We start from the raw sequence: 21,533 nt of genomic DNA, 5'->3' as shown, positions 1-21,533 counted from the left end.
AACCTTCCGTTAAATCGTCCCGAATACCAGTAAAAGCAGGCAAGCAAATACTGGAACAGCCGCTGTCAGGCTGTCAATGCGATCCAGTATACCGCCATGCCCTGGAATAAGATGTCCGCTGTCCTTAATCCCTGCTTCACGCTTAAACATACTTTCGGTTAAATCACCGAGCACTGAGGCAAGTGCAGCAAAAATCGAGCACACCAGCAGTATTGATGGTGCCACGGCCAGATCTGCCCAGACGCCATAGCCCCAGGAGATGATCGCTGCCGTAAACAAGCCGCCGATGAAGCCTTGCCAGGTTTTTCCCGGCGAAACTTTTGGTGCCAGCTTATGTTTGCCAAACAGTTTACCAAACATATAGGCCCCGGAGTCAGCCCCCCAGACGAGAATCATCACATAAAGCAGCCAGATCGCACCGCTGTAGTGATTTTCGTCATAGTGCCAGGCGCGCAGCGCAACCATGCCCCAGAAAAACGGAACAATAGTGAGTAAACCAAAAATCAGTCGCAGCACTTTTGAATGACGCCAGATTGCGGCCGAACCTGGATAAAAAAGCACCAGTAACAGCGCAACAACCCACCAGGCCAACGACATCCACAAGGAGCCGGCAACCAGCGGTTGATGAATATCATGGTGATATTCAGGCAACGTAAACAGCATTATGGCCAGGATAAAGCCACAGAGTACCGCAAGCCATACTCGCTGGCTGCGCGAGGTAAAGCCGCTAAACTGTCCCCATTCCCATGCGGCAAGCATGCACACTACCAGCGTGACAATGGCGAATCCCACCGGGGGCAGTAAAAACAGCGCCGCAATGACAATGGGTATTAAAACAAAAGCGGAAATCAGGCGATACTTCAGCAAAAGCTACCCCCATCAGGCTTTGTCGCCACCTGGCTCGGTGCCGCCGAAACGACGCTCTCGATTGGCAAAGGCATGCAGCGCACCTTCAAAGTCTTGTTCATCAAAATCGGGCCAGAGAACATCTGTAAAGTAAAGTTCAGCATAGGCAATTTGCCATATCAGAAAGTTACTTATGCGATGTTCCCCCCTGTCCTAATTACCAAATCCACAGGTGCCAGTTCATTCATGCAGATTTGCTTGCTCAGCGCCTCTTCATCAATCTGGTCGGGTCTCAACAGCCCTTCCTGAACCTGTTCGGCCAGATGCCGAACGCCCTGGATAATATCCCAACGTCCACCGTAATTCGCCGCAACGTTGAGCGTCAGACCGGTATTATTTTCCGTCAGCGCTTCTGCTTTACGAATCCGCTCCTGCAAACGTGAGTTAAAACGACTGGTATCGCCAATGATGCGCAGGCGAACGTTGTGGCGGTGCAGGCTTTTTACTTCGCTGTCTAGCGCCCACACGAACAATTCCATCAACGCAGTCACTTCCTGCGGAGGTCGATTCCAGTTTTCACTGCTAAAAGCATAGAGCGTTAACGCATCAATGCCGTTATTGGCGGCAAAAGAGACGGCGCGGCGAACAGATTTCGCTCCCGCTTTATGCCCAAAGGCTCGTATTTTCCCTTGTCTTTTCGCCCAGCGCCCGTTGCCATCCATAATGATTGCTACATGACGGCAGCCATGAGCTGGCAAGTTTTCGCTTATTGGTTGATTCGCAGACAACATAACGCGTTTTTTGTCCCTGAAAGGATTTAACGGTACTCAGGAATACTTAAGCCTGTACATAAAAAAGCCGTGTCAAACCACGGCTTACCTGACCACATAAAGTCAAATTCCTGCGATCAGGTGGCGCAGACTATATCACTGAAGCCCAACGCTAACAAATAGCACGACCACTAGTGCTTGCTTTATCACCAGCTTGCGAGACGTGTCACCTGTTTACGCGCAATATCACGAGCAGCTGTATCCACCGCCAGCACCTCTTCCACGCTTTGTGGCTCGCGCAAATCCATCATTTCCAGTACCGATAAATTTAAGGTCGCGATATCGGTAAAACGGATCTGCTGATTCAGAAATGCGTCAACGGTAATTTCATTGGCTGCATTCAGTGCCGTCGTCGCCGCCTGCCCCTGGTCAAAGGCGTTCATTGCAAGCTTCAGACAAGGATAACGATCGTAGTCTGGTTCACTGAACGTCAGAGAACTGAGCTTACAGAAATCAAGCGGCTTCACGCCGGATTTCACCCGGTTCGGCCATGCCATTGAATGGGCAATAGGCGTACGCATATCCGGCTCGCCGAGCTGTGCCAGCACGCTGCCATCCTGATAGCGCACCATCGAGTGAATCACCGACTGCGGGTGGATCAGTACTTCCATCTGTTTCGCCGACGCATTAAACAGCCAGCGCGCTTCAATGTATTCCAGACCTTTGTTCATCATGGTGGCAGAATCCACGGAGATTTTACGCCCCATTGACCAGTTCGGATGACGGCACGCCTGATCCGGCGTCATTGCGCACAGTTCAGACAGTGGCGTTTCACGGAACGGGCCACCAGACCCGGTAAGCAGAATCGACACAACGCCATTCTGCTCCAGGTCAGCGTACCCCAGGTTCTGTTGAAAAGGTTGCGGTAAACTCTGAAAAATGGCGTTGTGCTCGCTGTCGACCGGTAAAAGACGCGCCCCGCGCTGTTTTACCGCGTCCATGAACAGACGTCCGCAGGTCACCAGCGACTCTTTATTGGCGAGCAAAACATCTTTACCGGCATCGATCGCAGCAAGTGTCGGCAGCAGCCCGGCTGCGCCGACAATGGCCGCCATAACCTGGTCAACCTCATCCAGCGCCGCCATCTCGCAGGCCGCCTGCTGGCCACTCAGCACCTCGGTTCGGCTGCCCTTCTCACGCAGTTGGGCTTTTAGCAGGCGCGCGCCCTCTTCGTCATCCATCACCGCATAGCGGGGCATAAACTCCAGGCACTGCTCGACCATACGCTGCACATTCTTACCGGCCACCAGCGCTGTCACGGTGTAAAGTTCAGGATTATGGCGGACGACGTCGAGAGTACTGCAACCAATGGAACCGGTTGAGCCGAGGAGTGTTAAATGCTTCATGAGATGCCCGAAAAAAGTTAGACCAGATAAAAGCAAAACGCCGCCAGCAAGACCCGAAGTCCCTCTGAACGGCGTTTATCAGTGTACGACAGAAATCAGAACTGCATCAGTTCCGCTTCTTTTTCTGCCAGCGCCGCATCAATTTTCTTGATGGCAGCGTCGGTCATTTTCTGAATGTCGTCCTGAGAACGACGATCGTCATCTTCGCTGATCTCTTTTTCTTTCAGCAGTGCTTTCACTTTATCGTTCGCATCGCGACGCACGTTACGCACGGAAACACGACCCTGCTCAGCTTCACCGCGAACCACTTTGATGAGATCTTTACGACGCTCTTCCGTCAGCGGAGGCAGCGGAACGCGGATGTCAGCACCCGCTGAGCTTGGATTCAGCCCCAGGTCAGAAGCCATGATCGCTTTCTCAACGGCCGGGCTCATAGAGCGATCGAAGACGTTGATTTTCAGCGTACGGGTATCTTCAACCGTCACGCTCGCGAGCTGACGCAGAGGGGTTGGCGTACCGTAGTATTCTACGATGATGCCATCCAGCAGGCTTGGGGAAGCACGGCCAGTACGGATTTTGCTGATTTGGTTTTTGAACGCTTCTACGCATTTGTCCATGCGTACTTCAGCATCTTTTCTGATGTCGTTAATCACGTTACGAATCCTTGAAAACTTGTCTCAGGCAGACTATCCGCCAGCACAGCGCTACAGGTGTGCTAAGTATAGTCGCGTTTAATTCATGACAACGCCAAAGGCGCGTCCAGGTAAGATACCACTACAAAGTAAAGCGGAATCTTACCTGTATTTATCGTCGACGGAAATTATTCCGTGATCAAAGTGCCTTCTTTTTCGCCCATGACCACGCGACGCAGTGCGCCAGGCTTGTTCATGTTGAAGACTCGGATCGGCAGTTTGTGGTCGCGAGCCAGCGTGAAGGCGGCAAGATCCATCACTTTCAGCTCTTTATCCAGCACTTCGCTGTAACTCAGCTGATCGTACATGGTCGCAGAAGGATCTTTTGCCGGGTCGGCAGTAAACACGCCGTCTACTTTGGTCGCTTTCAGCACCACGTCGGCTTCAATTTCGATACCGCGCAGGCAGGCAGCGGAATCGGTGGTAAAGAACGGGTTACCCGTACCGGCGGAGAGGATCACCACGCGGTTGTTGCGCAGCAGGCTGATGGCCTCTGCCCAGCTGTAATTATCGCATACGCCATTCAGGGGAATCGCGGACATCAGGCGGGCATTCACGTAGGCGCGATGGAGCGCATCACGCATTGCCAGGCCATTCATCACGGTTGCCAGCATACCCATGTGGTCGCCCACAACGCGGTTCATCCCCGCTTTCGCCAGACCAGCACCACGGAAAAGGTTGCCACCGCCAATGACCACGCCAACCTGGATACCCAGTTCGACCAGTTCTTTGATTTCCTGTGCCATGCGATCAAGGATGCTTGCGTCAATACCGAAGCCTTCCGATCCCTGCAGCGCTTCGCCACTTAGCTTAAGCAGAATGCGTTTGTACACGGGTTTTGCATTGGTAGCCATGTTTCTTTCCTGAGACTGTCAACGATTAAGATGGGAGTTAATTCTGGCGACATAATATGCCGCAAATCAGCACGGCGATACTGGAGCCTGTCTGATTTCCTGTGACGGGTGACAAAAAGAAGCCGCCCTCAGGCGGCTCCTTTTCAATCATTAAGACTGCTTGGACATTGCAGCAACTTCTGCTGCGAAGTCAGTCTCAACTTTCTCGATGCCTTCGCCCACTTCGAAGCGGATGAAGCCAGTTACGTCAGCGTTGTGCTCTTTCAGCAGCTGAGCAACAGACTTGCTTGGATCCATAACGAAAGGCTGGCCAGTCAGAGAAACTTCGCCGGTGAATTTCTTCATGCGGCCTTCAACCATTTTCTCTGCGATTTCTTTTGGCTTGCCAGACTGCATCGCGATGTCCAGCTGAACCTGGTACTCTTTTTCTACCACTTCAGCAGACACGTCTTCTGGCTTAACGAATTCTGGTTTGCTTGCAGCGATGTGCATTGCCAGCTGTTTAACCAGCTCTTCGTCAGCGCCTTTAGCCGCAACCAGAACACCGATACGTGCGCCGTGCTGGTAAGAACCCAGTACTTCGCCTTCCAGGGAAGATACGCGACGGATGTTGATGTTCTCACCGATTTTAGCAACCAGCGCAACACGTTCTTCTTCGAACTGTGCTTTCAGAACTTCAACGTCAGTGATTTTGCCAGCAACAGCTGCGTCCAGAACTTTGTTCGCAAATGCCTGGAAACCGCCATCTTTAGCAACGAAGTCAGTCTGGCAGTTAACTTCCAGAATGATGCCGTAGGTGCCGTCGATTTTAGTGATGATCACGCCGTCAGCAGCAACGTTGCCTGCTTTCTTAGCTGCTTTGATCGCACCGGATTTACGCATGTTTTCGATTGCCAGCTCGATGTCGCCGTTCGCTTCAGTCAGCGCTTTTTTGCAATCCATCATGCCTGCGCCAGTACGCTCGCGCAGCTCTTTTACCAGGGATGCGGTAATTTCAGCCATTCTTAAATCCTCGGGAGATGTGAACTGCCCGGCCGGAGGCCAAACAGTGTAAATTGAAAAAAGGGGCCGATAATGGGCCCCTATTCATACACGGTACTAATAAGGGGTAAAACCTTATTATTCAGCTTCTACGAAGCTTTCTTCCGCCTGAGAAGCCAGATCCTGGGAACGGCCTTCACGAACGGTAGCAGCTACAGCGCTCAGGTACAGGCTAACAGCACGGATTGCGTCGTCGTTACCCGGGATAACGAAGTCAACACCGTCCGGATCGGAGTTGGTATCAACGATAGCGAATACCGGGATACCCAGGTTGTTAGCTTCTTTGATAGCGATGTGCTCGTGGTCTGCATCGATTACGAACAGCGCGTCTGGCAGGCCGCCCATATCTTTGATACCGCCCAGGCTGTTTTCCAGCTTGTCCAGTTCACGAGTGCGCATCAGCGCTTCTTTCTTAGTCAGCTTGTCGAAAGTACCGTCCTGAGACTGGGTTTCCAGATCTTTCAGGCGCTTGATGGACTGACGAACAGTTTTCCAGTTGGTCAGCATGCCGCCCAACCAGCGATGGTTCACGAAGAACTGGTCGCAGCTGTTAGCAGCATCTTTCACAGCTTCGCTTGCAGCGCGCTTAGTACCAACGAACAGAATCTTACCTTTACGGGAAGAGATCTTGTTCAGCTCAGCCAGGGCTTCGTTGAACATTGGTACAGTTTTCTCAAGGTTGATGATGTGAACTTTGTTACGCGCGCCGAAGATGAAAGGCTTCATTTTCGGGTTCCAGTAACGGGTCTGGTGACCAAAGTGAACACCAGCCTTGAGCATGTCGCGCATGGAAACAGTTGCCATGTTTTAAAACCTCTATATTGAAAGTTGGGGTTATGCCTCCACGTATCCCATATTACCGACCCCGAAGGGCACCCCGGAATATGTGCCGATACGTGTGTGTTGTTACACAAAGTGAGATTTGTCGCTTCCGTCCAGCCTGTGTATCTGAGATGGATCGGAAGTCCGGCGCGCTTTATACCACAAAACACGACCAGAAACCAACAGTTGTTGGCGGAGTGTGCTGTTAATGATTCTCAATTTGGCACGGGGCGTGCCTGACTGATACCATTGACGACACTTAGACTAGTATTGTCGAAAAAATCGACACCGATGGACAGATTACATGGCTATCTCTATTAAGACACCTGAAGAAATTGAAAAGATGCGCGTCGCCGGTCGTCTGGCCGCGGAAGTGCTGGAAATGATCGAGCCGTTCGTGAAGCCGGGCGTCAGCACCGGCGAACTGGATCGCATCTGTAATGACTATATCGTTAACGAGCAGCACGCGGTTTCCGCCTGTCTCGGTTACCACGGCTTCCCGAAATCCGTCTGCATCTCTATTAATGAAGTGGTTTGCCACGGTATTCCGGACGACGAAAAACTGCTTAAAGATGGCGACATTGTCAACATCGACGTGACCGTCATTAAAGACGAGTACCACGGTGACACCTCGAAGATGTTCATCGTTGGTAAACCAACGATTCTGGGCGAGCGTCTGTGCAAAGTGACGCAAGAGAGCCTGTACCTGGCGCTGAAAATGGTTAAGCCGGGCATCCGCCTGCGCACTCTCGGTGCCGCAATTCAGAAATTCGTGGAAGCGGAAGGTTTCTCCGTGGTGCGCGAATACTGCGGTCACGGCATCGGTCGCGTCTTCCATGAAGAGCCGCAGGTTCTGCACTATGATGCCGATGACGGCGGCGTGGTGCTGCAAAAAGGGATGACCTTCACCATCGAACCGATGGTCAACGCCGGTGACTACCGCATCCGCACTATGAAAGACGGCTGGACGGTGAAAACCAAAGACAGAAGCTTGTCTGCCCAGTACGAGCATACTATTGTGGTAACGGACAACGGCTGCGAAATTATGACGTTGCGCAAGGATGACACCATCCCGGCGATACTGACGAACATTGAGTGATAAGAAGCCGGCAAATGCCGGCTTTTTTAATGGCGATAGCTTTTTCTTATGGGTGGCGCACGATGAGTAATCTATTACCCGAACAGTATGCTAACACAGCACTTCCCACCCTCCCCGACCAGCCCGATAACCCGGGCGTCTGGCCGCCGCACGAGCTGACCTGCGCGCACATAAAAGCCCATATGGATGTTTTCCACCGCTGGCTGGGCAGCGCGTTCGACGCGGGCGTCTCTGCCGAGCAGCTCATCGAAGCGCGCACCGAATTTATCGACCAGCTCCTGCAGCGTCTGTGGATCGACTACGGTTTCGGGCAGGTGAGCGACGTCGCGCTGGTTGCCGTCGGGGGCTATGGCCGCGGGGAGCTGCATCCGCTTTCCGATATCGACCTGCTGATCCTGAGCCGCAAAAAGCTGCCGGAAGAACAGGCGCAGAAAATAGGCGAGCTGCTGACTCTGCTGTGGGACGTCAAGCTTGAAGTGGGCCACAGCGTGCGCACCCTGGAAGAGTGTCTGCTGGAGGGGCTCTCGGACCTGACCGTCGCCACCAACCTGATTGAAACCCGCCTGCTGATTGGCGACGTCGCGCTGTTCCTGGAACTGCAAAAGCATATTTTCAGCGACGGCTTCTGGCCATCTGAGAAATTCTTCGCCGCCAAGGTCGAGGAGCAAAACCAGCGCCACCAGCGCTACCACGGCACCAGCTATAATCTTGAACCCGATATTAAAAGCAGCCCCGGCGGCCTGCGCGACATCCACACGTTACAGTGGGTCGCCCGTCGCCACTTTGGCGCCACCTCGATGGACGAGATGGTCGGCTTTGGCTTCCTGACCGAGGCCGAGCGTAACGAGCTAAACGAGTGTCTGCACCTGCTGTGGCGCATCCGTTTTGCCCTGCATCTGGAAGTTACCCGCTACGATAACCGCCTGCTGTTTGACCGTCAGCTCAGCGTAGCGCAGCGGCTGAACTATCAGGGCGAAGGCAACGAGCCGGTTGAGCAGATGATGAAGGATTTCTTCCGCGTCACCCGCCGGGTCACCGAGCTGAACCAGATGCTGTTGCAGCTGTTCGACGAGGCCATTCTGGCCCTGACTGCCGACGAAAAGCCGCGCCCGATTGACGATGAATTCCAGCTGCGCGGCACGCTTATCGATCTGCGCGACGAAACGCTGTTTATCCGCGAGCCGGAAGCGATCCTGCGGATGTTCTATACCATGGTGCGCAACAGCACCATCACCGGGATCTACTCCACCACCCTGCGCCATCTGCGCCACGCGCGCCGCCATCTGACGCAGCCTTTGTGTTACATCCCGGAAGCGCGCTCGCTGTTCCTGAGCATGCTCCGCCATCCGGGTGCCGTCAGCCGCGGGCTGCTGCCGATGCACCGCCACAGCGTGCTGTGGGCCTATATGCCGCAGTGGTCGCACATCGTTGGGCAGATGCAGTTCGATCTGTTCCACGCCTACACGGTGGATGAACACACCATCCGCGTGATGCTCAAGCTGGAAAGCTTTGCCAAAGAAGAGACGCGCTCCCGCCACCCGCTGTGCGTGGAGCTGTGGCCGCGCCTGACCCATCCGGAACTGATCCTGATTGCCGCCCTGTTCCACGACATCGCCAAGGGCCGCGGTGGCGATCACTCGGTGCTGGGCGCACAGGACGTGCTGAAATTTGCCGAACTGCACGGTCTCAATTCGCGCGAAACGCAGCTGGTCGCCTGGCTGGTGCGTCATCACCTGCTGATGTCGGTCACCGCCCAGCGTCGCGATATTCAGGACCCTGAGGTTATTAAGCAGTTCGCCGAAGAAGTTCAAACGGAAAACCGTCTGCGCTATCTGGTCTGCCTGACGGTGGCCGATATTTGCGCCACCAACGAGACCCTGTGGAACAGCTGGAAGCAAAGCCTGCTGCGCGAGCTGTACTTCGCCACCGAAAAACAGCTGCGACGCGGGATGCAAAACACCCCGGACATGCGCGAGCGCGTGCGTCATCACCAGCTGCAGGCGCTGGCGCTGCTGCGGATGGATAACATTGATGAAGAAGCGCTGCATCAGATTTGGGCCCGCTGCCGTGCCAACTATTTTGTGCGCCACAGCCCAAACCAGCTTGCCTGGCACGCGCGGCACCTGCTGAAGCACGATCTGTCTCAACCGATGATCCTGCTGAGCCCGCAGGCCACGCGCGGCGGAACGGAGATATTCATCTGGAGCCCGGACCGGCCTTATCTGTTTGCTGCCGTCTGCGCCGAGCTGGACAGGCGTAACCTGAGCGTTCACGACGCGCAGATTTTTACCACCCGCGACGGCATGGCGATGGATACCTTTATTGTGCTGGAGCCGGACGGCAGCCCGCTGTCCTCGGACAGGCATGAAGGGATTCGCTTCGGTCTGGAGCAGGCGATCACGCAGCGCAGCTGGCAGCCACCGCAGCCGCGCCGTCAGCCGGCGAAACTGCGTCATTTTACTGTCGATACCGAGGTCAACTTCCTGCCGACCCACACCGACCGTAAATCGTTCCTGGAGCTGATCGCGCTCGACCAGCCAGGGCTGCTTGCCCGCGTCGGCCAGGTTTTTGCCGATCTGGGAATTTCGCTTCATGGGGCCCGAATTACAACCATTGGCGAGCGAGTAGAAGATTTATTTATAATCGCCACCGCAGACCGGCGTGCCCTTAATAATGACCTGCAGCTTGAAGTGCAACAACGGTTGACAGCAGCCCTCAATCCAAACGATAAAGGGTGACGTGTTTTTTAGTGAAATGGAAAGAGTAAACAATGCAGCAGTTACAGAACGTTATTGAGTCCGCTTTTGAGCGTCGCGCCGAGATCACTCCGGCAAATGTGGATACCGTGACCCGTGAAGCGGTAAACCAGGTTATTTCCCTGCTGGATTCCGGCGCGCTGCGCGTGGCAGAAAAAATCGACGGTCAGTGGGTCACTCATCAATGGCTGAAGAAGGCCGTGCTGCTCTCTTTCCGCATCAACGATAACCAGGTTATCGACGGAGCAGAAAGCCGCTACTTCGATAAAGTGCCAATGAAATTCGCGGATTACGACGAAGCGCGTTTTCAGAAAGAAGGCTTCCGCGTGGTACCACCGGCAGCAGTACGTCAGGGTGCATTCATCGCACGCAACACCGTGCTGATGCCATCCTATGTGAACATCGGTGCGTACGTTGACGAAGGCACCATGGTCGATACCTGGGCAACCGTCGGCTCCTGCGCGCAGATCGGTAAAAACGTTCACCTGTCCGGCGGCGTCGGCATCGGTGGCGTTCTGGAGCCACTGCAGGCTAACCCGACCATCATCGAAGACAACTGCTTCATCGGCGCGCGTTCAGAAGTGGTTGAAGGCGTGATCGTGGAAGAAGGCTCCGTGATCTCCATGGGCGTATACATCGGCCAGAGCACCCGCATTTACGATCGCGAAACCGGCGAAGTGCACTACGGTCGCGTTCCGGCGGGCTCAGTGGTTGTTTCCGGTAACCTGCCGTCAAAAGACGGTAAATACAGCCTGTACTGTGCCGTTATCGTGAAGAAAGTGGATGCGAAAACCCGCGGTAAAGTGGGCATCAACGAACTGCTGCGCACCATCGACTAATCCCCGACGCGTTGATAAACCGGGACGCGCCTGTGCGTCCCGGTATAATCATCAAAAACGTCCGTTTCCGCAGTCGCGATTGCCATTCCCTTTTTTCTCAACCCTGCGATATCCGCCGCCATACGCTGGCTCCCCAGCCAGAAAAGCCCGTCGAGAGCCGTCACGGCCAGTCCCGACTCCAGCGCCAGCTTCAGTCGCTCACGTGGCGCTTTTACCTCTTTGGCGATCTGCCGGAAGGGCTCTGCAGTAAGCCCGGTGGGATCGATCCGCCGAATGCGGGTGCTCATGCGGTACTGAAAAGCCTCAGGAATCGCATTGAGATCGGCTTTCAGGCTGTAGACGCAGCCAAAGCGCTTGCCGTTAAAGATGACGTTCTTCTGGCTTAGCTGAAACTCATCGCGCAGCCCGGCGATAAGCTGAGGGGCGCGGGTCAGCACCAGTCGGAACGGCAGTTCGAAGCTGGTGACATAATCCACGTTCAGTAAGGCAATACGTAAACGCTCTTCCGCACCCGCCTTTAGCTGGCGGCACTCTGCGGCAACTTCTGCCCACTGGTGCGTGAGCCTTGGGCTCTCATCTGCGGCGCCAAAGCTGTATTTTTCGATCTGATAATCAATGCGTCCTGACATGTCATTATCCCCGCGGGCTACGCTTTTGTGCGATAACTTTGCCTCATTTCCCCGCTTTTGAATACCCGTCTCGCTCGCCTTTTGTCAGCTGAAGTAACAATGATGAATCTCTTTACAAGCAAGTTCACCTCGTTACTTAATGCAAATTTTTTCTTTTAAAACATAGCTTTGTTGAAAAACAGGATTAACGATATTATTCGTGAACAGCAAATAATAATCTGGCCTTGAGGGCAATAAACGGGAATCGTGCAATGAGTCATTACGGCAAAATAATTGGTGCGGGGATCGCAGGTCTGGTCACTCTGGCCGGGACGTATTTATGGGGAAAAAATAACGGCAAAGACGAAGGGATTGCCGAAGGGCAGCAGATCGCAAAAGCTGAATACGCCGAAAAGATCAAAAAACTCCAGACTGAACTGGCGGACAAGATGCGCGATATCAGTAAACGGGATGACTTTGTCCTCGCGGCGTATGCGCTGGGGACATGCTGCATCAAGGCTAATGGCAAGACCCCAGCGGAAAATATTGCCCTGCTGGATGATGCAGTGTCTGGTCTTGTTCCGCGGGAAAAGTTACCTCAAGCCGTTCAGCAGAAGATCGTCGAGATGGTCGAAACACCGCCCAATCTGCCAACGGTTTGGTCACTTATAAATGAATATCAGCTTAACGATGCGAAAAGCCTGGAGAGGTTTAGCCTCATTGTTGGCATGATGGCAAGTCAGGATGAGCTAAGAACACAAAGCGAAAGTGATTTTATGGCCTCCTGGAACTTACTGGTTGCGGCCTGAGGACGACGGATGACAAATCTTAATGCACATCTCGCCAGAATGAAAAAGCTGCAACAGGTGCGGAATGCCCCTGCGCTAAAATCCGTGGCGACGGCGTCCGCCATCGAAGCTCATCTGACCGGAGAAGTCGATGCTGCATTTATAAAGGGGTGCGATACCGGCAGCATTTACCGCGAAGCGATCATGGGGGCCAACCTGACGGTCAGCAACGACGACGTTATGGCCCGCCTGGACGTAATCTCAACGGGCAGCGCCATCGACAATATCCTCGAACCCGTGTTTCTCAGCCTGCTCGACGGCACAATGCGCGCCTGCAATATCGGCACCCGACAAGGTGTTACCCCGTCCCGCCTGTACCAGGAGTGCCGGGCGTTCAGTTACGAAGCGCCCGAAAGAAATGCCTTTATGCTGGATAGCTACAGCGAGCACTTGAACGAGCGTCAAAACATTGACCGTTTTTCTGAACAATCGTCGTTTAACGGCGGCGAAATGACGTGCAACAACGACTCTCTGAACATGCGCGATGGTGCAAAAATGGAGGCCCGTAAAGAGAACCATTTCTCCGGTAATCTGCGCGCTGAGGATGAATATGGTAACGGCACGATCTACCAGTACAAAAAACATGCGAAAAGCGAGGGAGAGCAGAAGCAGGCTGCCGAAGTCGATCATGTCGTCTCCTGCGCCGAAGTATGCAACAACCTCAAAAGCAACAAGGCTCTGAAGCTTGATGACATCAAAAATATTCTCAATATTGACGAAAATTATGCTGTTACCAGCATGCAAAACAACCGTGGCGAGAAAACCGGTAAGTTCGCTAAAACCCGCGAAGAACTCCAGCAGGAGATCGATCAGGGCTTTGTAGTTGTCAAAAAAGGGAAAAAAGATGTCGCGCATCCGCTGACAGAAGAGGAAATCAAAACGCGGCAGGTGATGGTCGAGAAAATGGACATCGCGCAGCAAACGATGGATACCAAAACCAATGAAACCGTATTTGATAATATCCGCAAGGATCGCGACGTCCAAAAAGTTCTGGCGAAAGATGCGGCCCAGGCATCAGGTCATCAGTCGCTGGGCGATCTCATTCTCTTCATTATCAAGCCTCTTTACTATGAGCTGCGCAGCTGTTTAACGCACGGTATTGAAGCTGGCGTAGGTGCGAGCGATTTTTCGCAGGCTCTGTCGATTCGTCTTGGTCGCATGAAAGATCACATTCTCAAAAACGCTGTTGTTTTATTAAAAGATGTTGCCGTCGGCTTTATTAAAAATTTCGTGTCGATGCTGCTGGAAGGGATTGTTAACTGCTTCGTTGGCGTGTTTAAAAACATCATGCGGATGGTAAAAGAAGGCTTTAAGGTCCTGATGCAGACGGTACCGATCCTCAGGGATAAACACAGCAGTATGGCCCAAAAAGGCGATGCCATTCTTAAGCTTGTAGCAGGTTCTCTTTCCGTCTTTGCGGCTATTGGCCTTGAGTCATGGCTCAGCAGCCTTGGTCTACCAGGACCGCTCCCCATTTTACTCTCATCGCTCCTGACCGCCGTGATTACGGCGCTGGTGATGTTCCTGCTGGATAAGCTCGATCTGTTCGGCGTCAACCAGGCAATCAAAAAACAGCGGATCGACGAACTGTTGGAACAGGAAATTACCACCACGGAAAGCGAAATGCTGGCCTCCATCGCCTTACTGCGCTAGCGCTCAGATCGTCAGGTTTTGGTATTAAAATGATTTCCACTTGACGTAGTCGTTAAAAACAACAATAAACGAGTGGGGGCAATGCACCTTCCCTGCCCGGTAATTTCAGTGAAATGTAATCAGGATCGACCCCGCTTTTTTTATATATGAGGGTGGCAAAAAGGAATTTTTTCATTAATTATTCAAAGGTTATGTTGAGATAAGGGTACCGCTATGTACGATAATCTGAAAAGTCTGGGCATTACCAATCCTGATGAAATCGATCGTTACAGCCTTCGCCAGGAAGCCAACAACGACATTTTAAAAATCTATTTTCACAAGGATAAAGGAGAGTTTTTCGCCAAGAGCGTGAAGTTTAAATATCCACGCCAGCGTAAGACCGTCGTCGCTGACGGCGTAGGACAAGGGTACAAAGAGGTGCAGGAAATCAGCCCTAACCTGCGCTATGTGATCGATGAACTCGATCAGATTTGCCAGCGCGATCGCACCGAAGTCGATCTCAAGCGTAAGATCCTCGACGATCTGCGTCACCTTGAAAGCGTTGTCACCAACAAGATCAGCGAGATTGAAGCAGATCTTGAGAAATTAACGCGGAAATAAAAGCAAAACGGCAATCCCTGATTGCCGTTTTTAGTGTTTGCGCCCTCTCCCCGTGGGAGAGGGATGGGGTGAGGGCACCAGACCGCACTCAGTCATCTCTGTTCGTCCAGCTGCAACGCGACATAGAGCAGCAGCCTGTCGTCAAAGTTCCCCAAATCCAGCCCCGTCAGCTCCGAGATCCGGTTTAGCCGGTACTCAAGCGTATTGCGGTGAATAAACAGCGCTTTTGAGGTCGCCAGCGGTTGCACGTTATGGCGAAACCACGCCTGCAGCGTCCGGCGCAGCAACCCATTGTTGTCCATCGCCTTCAGGCGCGCTAATGGCCGCGCCAGCTCATTGGCCTGCCAGCCGCCGCGCAGGCTGTCGAGCAGCACCGGCAGCATCAGATCCTGATAGAAATAACTGCGGCTCTCCGGCATCCGCTGCTTGCCCACCATCATGGTGGTGCGCGCGGTACGCCAGGACCGGGCGATGCTGCCCGGCCCGGTAAAGTAATTGCCCAGGGCAACGCGAAAACGCAACTGGCCGTTCTCCTGCATACGGGAAATCAGCAGTTCCACGCGACGACGATGATCTTCCGCATCCCAGCGGCCGAACGCATTGAGCGCGGGTTTGAGTACCACCATTTCCGTCAGCGAGACTATCGCCACCAGGTTGTCGCGCTCCGGCGTCGCCAGCGCATTTTGCAGCTGCTGCAGCTCGGCCATCGCGCTGTCTACGCCAAGCTGTCCGCTATCGACCTCAATCACCGCCACCACGCGCGGCTGGTTCAGATCGATCCCCAGACGCTGCGCCCATTCGCTGAGTGCAGGCGTATGTTCTTCCGCCTGAATCAGGTTCATCACCAGCTCTTCACGTAAGCGGCTGTCCTGAGCAAGCAGATGCATCAGACGCGACTGCTCCAGCATCATTTCCGCCGTCATACAGACCAGCTCGCCGTATTTACGCAGGGATTCCGGTTCGCCCGTCAGGCCGATGACGCCAACAATTTCCCCTTCCAGACGCAGCGGCAGGTTGATCCCCTGACGCACGCCGTGCAGGTGTTTCGCTACCGCATCATCGATATCAACCACGCGGCCCTGAGAGAGCACCAGCAGGGCTCCTTCGTGCAATTCCCCAATACGCTCGCGATCGCCGCTGCCAATAATGCGCCCGCGGGCATCCATTACGTTGATATTGGTATCAATGATGCGCATGGTGCGCGCCACGATATCCTGCGCCATTTTGGTATCAAGATGCCAGCCAGCCATGTAACCCTCCTGTGAGCAGAGCTCAAGCATAGGGAAGTTCAGCAGCGACTGCATTGTGCGAATGCACAAAGTGAGAGGGGGAAGTATGGAGTTGCGGTAGGCATCACAGAAACAAGAAAGCCCCTGCGTACAGGGGCTTAAGAGAATTACTGCATCAGCAGGTAAATTGAGGTGTCACCGCGCTGGATATTCAGCGCCAGCACGGACGGTTTGCTGTCGAGAATTTTGCGCAGTTCAGCGATGTTTTTCACCGGTTGCTGGTTAGCCCCCATGATCACATCGCCTTTTTTCAGGCCTATACGGGCAGCAGGTGAATTTGCTTTCACGTTGTTCACCACCACGCCTTTGTCCTGGCCCTTGTTACTCATCTCTGCGCCTTCAATTCCGCTGAAGATGGTGCTGGAGTCCACCTGATTCTGGCTGCTCTGCTGCAGCTCCAGGCTTACGTTAACCGGTTTGCCGTCACGCAGCAGGCCAAGGGTCACTTTGCTGCCAATTGGCATCGAGCCCACTTCCGCACGCAGGGCGGCAAAGCTGCTGATCGGTTTACCGTTCAGAGAGGTGATCACATCACCCGCTTTAATGCCCGCCTTCGCTGCAGAGGAGTTCGGCATAACCTGGCTGACGAACGCACCGCGCTGCGCATCCACCTTCATCGCTTTCGCCAGCTCGGAGTTCAGCTCGGTACCCATAATACCCAGCTCACCGCGTTTCACCTGGCCATACTGCACCATCTGAGCAGTCAGGTTTTTCACCATGTTGCTCGGAATAGCAAAGCCGATACCGATGTTGCCGCCGTCCGGTGCCAGAATAGCGGTGTTGATACCGATCAGCTCGCCGTTCAGGTTCACCAGCGCACCGCCGGAGTTACCACGGTTAATGGCCGCATCCGTCTGGATGAAGTTTTCATAGTTTTCCGCATTCAGGCCGCTACGGCCCAGCGCAGAGACAATACCGGAGGTCACGGTTTCACCCAGACCGAACGGGTTACCGATAGCGACGGTGTAATCGCCCACGCGCAGCGCATCGGAGTCGGCAATTTTAATCGCCGTCAGGTTCTTCGGATCCTGAATCTGGATCAGCGCGATGTCGGAGCGCGGATCTTTACCCACCACTTTAGCGTCGAATTTACGACCATCGCTCAGCTGTACTTTAATGGTGCTGGCGTTATCCACAACGTGGTTGTTGGTGACCACGTAGCCTTTTGCGGCATCAATAATCACACCGGAACCAAGCGCCATGAATTTCTGTTGCTGGCCGCCGCCCTGGCCGTCATCCCCTGCGCCACCGCCCTGACAGAACGGAGAACTCTGGAATGGCGAACCGTCCTGGCAGAACGGTGAATTGTCACCGAAGAACTGCTGGAAGTTACGCGGCATGCGCGGCGTATTGACGGTCGTGCTGCCCTCAACGTTAATACTCACCACCGATGGCATCACTTTTTCGAGCATCGGTGCCAGGCTTGGCATCTGCTGCGCGGTTGCTGCCGACGACGCGGTCTCGGCTGCAGTAGCAGTCAGAGGAGACAGCGCTAAACCTAAACTCAGAGCCAGTGCACTCATTGCTAATGTGGTTTTTTTCATGTTTCTCAATCTCGATTTACAGGTAACGCAAAATTGCTGTGTAACTCAGATTCATTTTATACCGCTTAGTTCCGGCCATAAGTTTATGGAAAAGGTAAAAATTTATTGGCCTTCTTTACAAAACTCCGGAATTATTCCACGGCCATGAGCTTGCGGTATTCATCCCAGGCATACAAATCGGTCATGCCGCTGATATAGTCCTGGATTAGACGGCAGCGATAATAATATTCCATCACCGGCCATTCCAGAGCGTGGCGATCCAGCTTACCCATCGCTTCGACATACGCCAGCCGATGGCGGGTAGAAAGTTTCTGATAAAGCCGGGATTCGATAGGAATTCGCCGCACGCGTTCTTTTTCCACCAGCTCGCTAAACTCCTCGACGGAGAGCTGAAGCAACGGTGAATAAATTTCCAGTAATCCACTGATTACACGGTATCCCTGCAGTTCCAGCTGCTCGACATCAGGATGGCTGAACACATGCCGCATCGCCACATGTTTATAAAGCTCAAGGAGTTGGCTGAAACTGCTGTCATCTTCCAGCAGCGCGTGATTGAATTCCCCGCTAAAGATTTGCGGCAAATTATCAATAAAGCGCGAGGCGGCATACGGCACCAGTTTATTTAATGTATTGACCCGCAAATACATAAAGAACTGATCTTCCGTACTGCGGCTCAACGTATTTGAGCGCGATTTTTCCCAGGCATTTTCGACAACCTGGGCAAACAGCGATCCTTTTTCATGGGTTCCCCATGCCGCATAAAGATGCTGATAAAGCTCCTCGACGCTGAATATTCTTTTCTCAACGGCATCTTCCAGGTCAGCCACGCAATAGGAAATATCGTCGGCGGCTTCCATAATCCACGTCAATGGGAATCGGCCGTTTGGCGTCAGGGAAAGTTCTTTACGCAGCCGTTCTATATAGGCCTCTTCGGAAAGGTAATAGCCCGGTTTTTTCATTAAATAGCTGTGGGATGCGGGCGTCTCCCCCATCCACCACGCGGGGCGCGTATATTTCAAAATGCAGCCAACCTGCGCCCAGGTCAGGTTCATGCGCATCAGGGAGTGCACCAGCCGGATCCCCTGCGCGTTGCCCTCAAAGTGACAGAGATCCTGGCGCACTTTGCGGCGCAGATCGTTCAGCCCTTCTTCGCCTTCACGCAGGCGTAAATCGCGCACGATGCAGCGGTCATCGCTGAGTGGCTGGCTTGCCGCATCCGACGGATAAAGCCGTTGTTTAAACCAGTCATTAATAGCCGCCTCGCCAAAATGGCCAAAAGGCGGGTTGCCGATGTCATGCATCAGGCAGGCCATCTCAACGATGCTCTCGAAAGGCCCCGTCAGCTCATCCAGGCCATAGGTTTCCAGTAAACGCTGCTCTTTGAGGCGGCTTAAAATCTCTTTGGCAATATAACGCCCGACCTGCTGCACTTCCATGGAGTGGGTTAAGCGCGTGCGCACCGCGGCGTTACGCTCCAGCGGGAATACCTGGGTCTTTTGCTGCAGACGCCGGATGGCGGGCGAGTTAATAATCCTGCCGCGATCGCTTTCGAAGATGCGCAGGATCTCATGTTCGCTCTTTTCGCCCTGCGGCGAACGGAAACGTCGGTGCCAGTTAATTTTGGTACGAAAATCGATTGGTGACATGTGCTCCCCCGCGTGAGAATGCGTTTCCCCTTAACCGCATGATAGACTATGCCTCTTAACAAGGCACATCGCGAGTAAATCTATGAAAATCGGCATTATTGGTGCAATGGAAGAAGAAGTTACGCTCCTGCGTGACAAAATTGAGAACCGTCAGACCCTCTCTCTCGGGGGTTGTGAGATCTACACCGGGCAGCTGAACGGTGTTGAGGTGGCTCTGCTGAAATCAGGCATCGGTAAAGTGGCTGCTGCGCTGGGTGCGACCCTGCTGCTTGAGCGCTGCAAGCCGGACGTCATCATTAACACGGGCTCAGCAGGCGGTCTGGCACCGACGCTGAAAGTGGGCGATATCGTTGTCTCCGACGAAGCGCGTTACCACGATGCTGACGTCACCGCGTTCGGCTACGAGTATGGCCAGCTTCCGGGCTGCCCGGCAGGGTTTAAAGCTGACGATAAACTGATTGCGGCGGCTGAAGCCTGCATTGCTGAGCTCAATCTCAACGCGGTACGCGGCCTGATTGTCAGCGGTGATGCGTTCATCAATGGCTCCGTCGGTCTGGCGAAAATTCGTCATAACTTCCCGCAGGCGGTTGCCGTAGAGATGGAAGCGACCGCGATTGCGCACGTTTGCCACAATTTCAGCGTACCGTTCGTGGTGGTTCGCGCCATCTCTGACGTGGCAGACCAGCAGTCTCACATCAGCTTCGACGAGTTCCTGGCCGTTGCGGCAAAACAGTCCACCGTGATGGTGGAACGCCTGGTGCAGAACCTGGCGCGTGGCTAAACGGTCTATCAGGGCGCTGGCCGCCCTGCTGCTGCTTGCACCGGCGTGGCTGTTAGCCGCGCCGCGTGTGATTACCCTCTCTCCCGCTAACACCGAACTGGCGTTTGCCGCCGGGATCACCCCCATTGGCGTCAGCAGCTTTTCAGATTACCCTCCACAGGCGGCCGGCATTGAGCAAGTGGCCACCTGGCAAGGGATGAACCTTGAGCGCATTGTGGCGCTTAAGCCGGATCTCGTGCTGGCCTGGCGCGGCGGTAACGCCGAGCGGCAGGTTAACCAGCTCACCTCGCTTGGCATCAAGGTCATGTGGGTTGACGCGGTAAGTATTGAGCAGGTCGCTCAGGCTCTGCGCGCCCTGGCCCCTTATAGCCCTGCGCCTCAAAAAGCCGAGAGTGCGGCGAACCAGATGCTCAGCGACTATGCCGCGCTGAAAGCCCAATACGATACGCCTGTTAAAAAGCGCATCTTCCTGCAGTTCGGCAGCCAGCCGCTGTTTACCACCGGAAAAGGCTCGATTCAGAACCAGGTGCTGGAAGTCTGCGGCGGTGAAAATATCTTTGCTGCCAGCCGGGTACCGTGGCCTCAGGTGAGCCGTGAGCAGGTCCTGGCGCGCCAGCCACAGGCTATCGTCGTGGTCGGAAATGCAAGCGAGATTCCTAAAATTAAACAATTCTGGCAGAGCCAGCTAAAAATTCCGGTGATCCCACTCAACGGTGACTGGTTTGAACGCGCCAGCCCGCGTATTATCCTCGCCGCAAAACAGCTCTGTGCCGCCCTGGCAGAGGGTCATTAACATTTGTTCGAGGATTTAACGATGCTCGTTTATTGGCTGGATATTCTTGGTACAGCCGTTTTTGCTATCTCCGGCGTCCTGCTCGCCGGAAAACTACGCATGGATCCGTTTGGCGTGCTGGTGCTTGGCGTGGTGACCGCCGTTGGCGGCGGGACAATCCGCGATATGGCGCTGGCAAATGGCCCGGTGTTTTGGGTGAAAGATCCTACCGATCTTGTGGTCGCAATGGTCACCTGTCTGTTGACTATCATCCTGGTTCGCCAGCCTCGCAGACTGCCAAAGTGGATATTGCCGGTACTGGATGCCGTCGGTCTGGCCGTGTTTGTCGGTATTGGCGTCAATAAGGCGTTTAATGCGGGCACCGGCCCGATGGTGGCGATCTGCATGGGCGTGTTAACCGGCGTGGGCGGCGGCATCATTCGCGACATTCTGGCGCGTGAGGTGCCGATGATCCTGCGTACTGAAATTTACGCAACGGCCTGTATTGCGGGCGGCATTGTCCACGCGACCGCGTACTACACGTTTGCAATTCCGCTGGAAAACGCCGCGATGCTGGGGATGGTCGTGACGCTGGTGATACGTTTAGCGGCGATACGCTGGCACCTGAAGCTGCCGACGTTTGCGCTGGATGAAACTTCAAGATAGG

19 protein-coding genes and 1 pseudogene are annotated in these 21,533 nt (G+C 54.1%); 9 read left to right on the top strand and 11 right to left on the bottom strand.

What is annotated here, in order from left to right; translation table 11 throughout:
* Window positions 1–9: 9 nt before the first annotated feature.
* From cdsA to rpsB, 7 genes and pseudogenes are all read right to left on the bottom strand, one after another.
* The gene (gene cdsA / locus ACMGGH_RS09615; protein ID WP_041911193.1) at window positions 10–867 is read right to left on the bottom strand and encodes a phosphatidate cytidylyltransferase; all 858 of its coding nucleotides are present in this window, start codon (window positions 865–867) and stop codon (window positions 10–12) included.
* Window positions 868–879: 12 nt separating this feature from the next.
* A pseudogene (ispU, locus tag ACMGGH_RS09610) lies at window positions 880–1,637 on the bottom strand ((2E,6E)-farnesyl-diphosphate-specific ditrans,polycis-undecaprenyl-diphosphate synthase).
* A 185-nt stretch (window positions 1,638–1,822) separates the two neighbouring features.
* A complete protein-coding gene (gene ispC / locus ACMGGH_RS09605) occupies window positions 1,823–3,022 on the bottom strand; it encodes a 1-deoxy-D-xylulose-5-phosphate reductoisomerase (RefSeq protein WP_232948586.1) in 1,200 nt (399 codons plus the stop codon).
* A gap of 95 nt (window positions 3,023–3,117) precedes the next feature.
* Window positions 3,118–3,675, bottom strand: a complete 558-nt coding sequence (gene frr / locus ACMGGH_RS09600) for a ribosome recycling factor (RefSeq protein ID WP_003856180.1) — start codon at window positions 3,673–3,675, stop codon at window positions 3,118–3,120.
* A gap of 167 nt (window positions 3,676–3,842) precedes the next feature.
* A complete protein-coding gene (gene pyrH, locus ACMGGH_RS09595) occupies window positions 3,843–4,568 on the bottom strand; it encodes a UMP kinase (RefSeq protein WP_008501910.1) in 726 nt (241 codons plus the stop codon).
* A 150-nt stretch (window positions 4,569–4,718) separates the two neighbouring features.
* The gene (gene tsf / locus ACMGGH_RS09590) at window positions 4,719–5,570 is read right to left on the bottom strand and encodes a translation elongation factor Ts (RefSeq protein WP_028015579.1); all 852 of its coding nucleotides are present in this window, start codon (window positions 5,568–5,570) and stop codon (window positions 4,719–4,721) included.
* Window positions 5,571–5,687: 117 nt separating this feature from the next.
* Window positions 5,688–6,413 carry a 30S ribosomal protein S2 gene (gene rpsB, locus ACMGGH_RS09585; protein ID WP_003856207.1) on the bottom strand — a complete coding sequence of 242 codons (726 nt, stop codon included), beginning with the start codon at window positions 6,411–6,413 and terminating at the stop codon, window positions 5,688–5,690.
* A 322-nt stretch (window positions 6,414–6,735) separates the two neighbouring features.
* Between rpsB and map the strand changes: the two genes are divergently transcribed.
* The 3 genes from map (at window position 6,736) to dapD (ending at window position 11,125) form a co-directional block, all read left to right on the top strand.
* Window positions 6,736–7,530 carry a type I methionyl aminopeptidase gene (gene map, locus ACMGGH_RS09580; RefSeq protein WP_028015578.1) on the top strand — a complete coding sequence of 265 codons (795 nt, stop codon included), beginning with the start codon at window positions 6,736–6,738 and terminating at the stop codon, window positions 7,528–7,530.
* A 62-nt stretch (window positions 7,531–7,592) separates the two neighbouring features.
* Window positions 7,593–10,268, top strand: coding sequence for a bifunctional uridylyltransferase/uridylyl-removing protein GlnD (gene glnD, locus ACMGGH_RS09575; protein ID WP_088204401.1), 2,676 nt, complete (start codon window positions 7,593–7,595; stop codon window positions 10,266–10,268).
* A 32-nt stretch (window positions 10,269–10,300) separates the two neighbouring features.
* Window positions 10,301–11,125: a 2,3,4,5-tetrahydropyridine-2,6-dicarboxylate N-succinyltransferase gene (gene dapD, locus ACMGGH_RS09570; RefSeq protein ID WP_008501915.1), complete on the top strand. Its 825-nt coding sequence runs from the start codon at window positions 10,301–10,303 to the stop codon at window positions 11,123–11,125.
* Here the strand turns inward: dapD and ACMGGH_RS09565 are convergent.
* Complete coding sequence (locus ACMGGH_RS09565) at window positions 11,122–11,754, bottom strand: DNA-binding protein (protein WP_041911197.1); 633 nt, start codon at window positions 11,752–11,754, stop codon at window positions 11,122–11,124. The genes dapD and ACMGGH_RS09565 overlap by 4 nt on opposite strands.
* Before the next feature lie 251 nt (window positions 11,755–12,005).
* Between ACMGGH_RS09565 and ACMGGH_RS09560 the strand changes: the two genes are divergently transcribed.
* The 3 genes from ACMGGH_RS09560 (at window position 12,006) to ACMGGH_RS09550 (ending at window position 14,834) form a co-directional block, all read left to right on the top strand.
* Window positions 12,006–12,542, top strand: a complete 537-nt coding sequence (locus ACMGGH_RS09560) for a hypothetical protein (RefSeq protein ID WP_232948587.1) — start codon at window positions 12,006–12,008, stop codon at window positions 12,540–12,542.
* 9 nt (window positions 12,543–12,551) lie between these two features.
* The gene (locus ACMGGH_RS09555; protein WP_232948588.1) at window positions 12,552–14,234 is read left to right on the top strand and encodes a hypothetical protein; all 1,683 of its coding nucleotides are present in this window, start codon (window positions 12,552–12,554) and stop codon (window positions 14,232–14,234) included.
* A gap of 213 nt (window positions 14,235–14,447) precedes the next feature.
* Complete coding sequence (locus ACMGGH_RS09550) at window positions 14,448–14,834, top strand: DUF3461 family protein (RefSeq protein ID WP_014168696.1); 387 nt, start codon at window positions 14,448–14,450, stop codon at window positions 14,832–14,834.
* 92 nt (window positions 14,835–14,926) lie between these two features.
* Here the strand turns inward: ACMGGH_RS09550 and cdaR are convergent, their stop codons facing one another.
* From cdaR to dgt, 3 genes are all read right to left on the bottom strand, one after another.
* Entirely contained in the window at window positions 14,927–16,084 is a 1,158-nt protein-coding gene (gene cdaR / locus ACMGGH_RS09545) for a DNA-binding transcriptional regulator CdaR (protein WP_032644978.1), read from the bottom strand.
* A gap of 146 nt (window positions 16,085–16,230) precedes the next feature.
* Complete coding sequence (degP, locus tag ACMGGH_RS09540; RefSeq protein WP_028015572.1) at window positions 16,231–17,667, bottom strand: serine endoprotease DegP; 1,437 nt, start codon at window positions 17,665–17,667, stop codon at window positions 16,231–16,233.
* A gap of 131 nt (window positions 17,668–17,798) precedes the next feature.
* On the bottom strand, window positions 17,799–19,313 hold the full coding sequence (dgt, locus tag ACMGGH_RS09535; RefSeq protein ID WP_028015571.1) for a dGTPase: 1,515 nt from the start codon (window positions 19,311–19,313) through the stop codon (window positions 17,799–17,801).
* 82 nt (window positions 19,314–19,395) lie between these two features.
* Here dgt and mtnN point away from each other — a divergent pair, with 82 nt between their 5' ends.
* From mtnN to ACMGGH_RS09520, 3 genes are read left to right on the top strand one after another with little or no spacing between them, the layout of a single operon-like run.
* Complete coding sequence (gene mtnN / locus ACMGGH_RS09530; protein ID WP_028015570.1) at window positions 19,396–20,094, top strand: 5'-methylthioadenosine/S-adenosylhomocysteine nucleosidase; 699 nt, start codon at window positions 19,396–19,398, stop codon at window positions 20,092–20,094.
* Complete coding sequence (gene btuF, locus ACMGGH_RS09525) at window positions 20,087–20,887, top strand: vitamin B12 ABC transporter substrate-binding protein BtuF (protein WP_232948589.1); 801 nt, start codon at window positions 20,087–20,089, stop codon at window positions 20,885–20,887. Before mtnN ends, btuF begins: the two co-directional genes overlap by 8 nt.
* Window positions 20,888–20,908: 21 nt before the next feature.
* Window positions 20,909–21,532 (top strand): TRIC cation channel family protein, encoded by a 624-nt coding sequence (locus ACMGGH_RS09520; RefSeq protein ID WP_193052995.1) that lies wholly within the window; start codon window positions 20,909–20,911, stop codon window positions 21,530–21,532.
* Window position 21,533: the final 1 nt, after the last annotated feature.

It is taken from the genome of Enterobacter sp. BNK-16 (assembly GCF_048684955.1).
Classification (GTDB): domain Bacteria; phylum Pseudomonadota; class Gammaproteobacteria; order Enterobacterales; family Enterobacteriaceae; genus Enterobacter; species Enterobacter bugandensis.
Note: the sequence above shows the minus strand (reverse complement) of the source record. Positions and strands in the feature narration are given on the sequence as shown.